At 56.7% G+C, this 1,929-nt stretch carries 1 protein-coding gene; it reads left to right on the top strand.

Annotated elements, in window-relative coordinates:
- Nucleotides 1-136: 136 nt before the first annotated feature.
- Nucleotides 137-274, top strand: coding sequence for a hypothetical protein (locus tag EHS19_RS10770; RefSeq protein WP_175578328.1), 138 nt, complete (start codon nucleotides 137-139; stop codon nucleotides 272-274).
- The last annotated feature ends 1,655 nt before the right edge of the window (nucleotides 275-1,929 follow it).

Here is a 1,929-nt window from a genome sequence, read left to right as displayed (position 1 = left end):
GCTGCGGTCAGCGCCGCGACGCAGCGGCGACGCTGGGCGGCGATCGCCGTGGTGATTCGGTTGGTGATTCGGTTGGTGGGTGCCGTGATGATTCGCTCGTCACGCGCGCGGGCGGCTGGTTCGCTCTGCTGAAGTGATGCGTGATCATGCGATGCCTGTCTGCATGATGCCTGTTGCAGCGAAGCTTGTCTTTGCGATGATTGTTGATGTGATGCTGGTTGATGTGATGATTGTCTTTGCGACGATGGATTCGCCGATGATGGGATCGTCATGATGCCGTTCTTCCGCTCATGGGGCGCCACTTGCCCCGTTCCTTCGGATGCGCCTATGCACTCCTAATCTTCCACTCTATCGGCGGCGTGGGACGGCTGGCGCTCGTCAGCAATACGTTGATTGAAGTTCTCAGCTCCCCTTGACAGCACCGTAAAGCAAACAGCGGAGCTGTTTGTAGGTGCTGTGCGAGCCGACCGGCGAGCCAGCAAACTGCGCGTGTAGCGCGTCCGTGATTGCGGGATCAGCACCGTAAAGCAAACAGCGCGACCATGATTGCGGCCTGGCGTGGCTCCTATTCGGTCAATGGCTGGTTGGTTGCCAATTGGCAACCAACCAGCCACAACCAGCCACAACGGGAAAAGAGGGAAAATGGCGGAATCGCGGGGAATTCGCCTTCCCAGAGCCTTCGGAGCTGCCGGTACGGTGGTTGCCAATCGGCAACCAATGCGCCATTGGACGAACAGGGAACCAGCGGTCCGTCTTGTGAGCTGTCTCGCGAATCCGGCAGAAGCAACTGGTCGAACTGGTCCTCCAAACTTGTTCTCCAAGCTGATTTGCGCAAGAAATTCTCGGGATCAATGGTTACTTCGTATAATCCGTGCGCGGGGAGATCGAATAGAGAGCAATTAGCGATCAATTAGCGCAAGGATTTTTCGGAAACAGGGGGAACTTCGTAGAATCTTTGCGCTGAGACTGGGCTTAGCGCAAAGATTCTACGAACTCAAGGATCTTTCCGAGAAATCCTTGCGCTACGAGGCCTGTTAGCGCAAAGATTTTACGAACTCGGGGCAAATCCCGAGAAATCCTTGCACTGGCGGTCTATGATGCCCATGATGCGAGCTGTGCTTGTGGTACGTTGTGGGACGCAACGCCAGAACGAGCAGAAATCGCGTTCCATCCCACTGGTTCGTGGGTGGTTTGTGGGATGCAGTGCAATAATGAGCATGTTCTGCGTTGCGTCCCACGCGGATGTGGGATGCAATGTCCGAATGGGCTTGATTTGCGTTGCGTCCCACAGATTCGTGGGATGCAACGCAGAATGAGCCGGTTTTTGCGTTGCGTCCCACGCGCATCTCGCCTCGTGTAGCTTCCGTCGTGATGAACGTGTGCTTGAACCGCTATTTTTCAACGTTTTTGCCTGATCGTTGCCTGAGTGTTCGCTGTGATGCCGGAAGGGTCGTGGGATGCAACGCCAAAACGAGCCGTATTCTCGTTCCGTCCCACTGATTTGCGGGTGATTTGTGGGACGCAATGCAATAATGAGCATGTTTCGTGTTGCGTCCCACGCGGCTGTGGGATGCAATGTCCGAATGGGCTTGATTTGCGTTCCGTCCCACAGATTCTTGGGACGCAACGCGGAATAAGCCGGTTTTTGCGTTGCATCCCACTAGTATCCTGCGTCAGAAATGCGTTGACGAATTCACTACCCCTCAGTCCCGCGTCGCGGGCCAGCTCGATCCGCAATCATGGACGCGCTGCGCGCAGCATGCCGGCTCGCCGGTCGGCTCGCACAGCACCTACAAACAGCTCCGCTGTTTGCTTCACGGTGCTGTCCTGCAATCACGGACGCGCTCCGCGCGCGGTCTGCTGGCTCGCCGGTCGGCTCGCACGTTGCCTACAAACAGCTCTGCTGTTTGCTTCACGGTGCTGGTCCTG

The sequence above is a fragment of the Bifidobacterium jacchi genome, assembly GCF_009078285.1.
Classification (GTDB): Bacteria; Actinomycetota; Actinomycetes; order Actinomycetales; family Bifidobacteriaceae; genus Bifidobacterium; species Bifidobacterium jacchi.
This window is presented reverse-complemented; position numbering and strand designations above follow the sequence as displayed.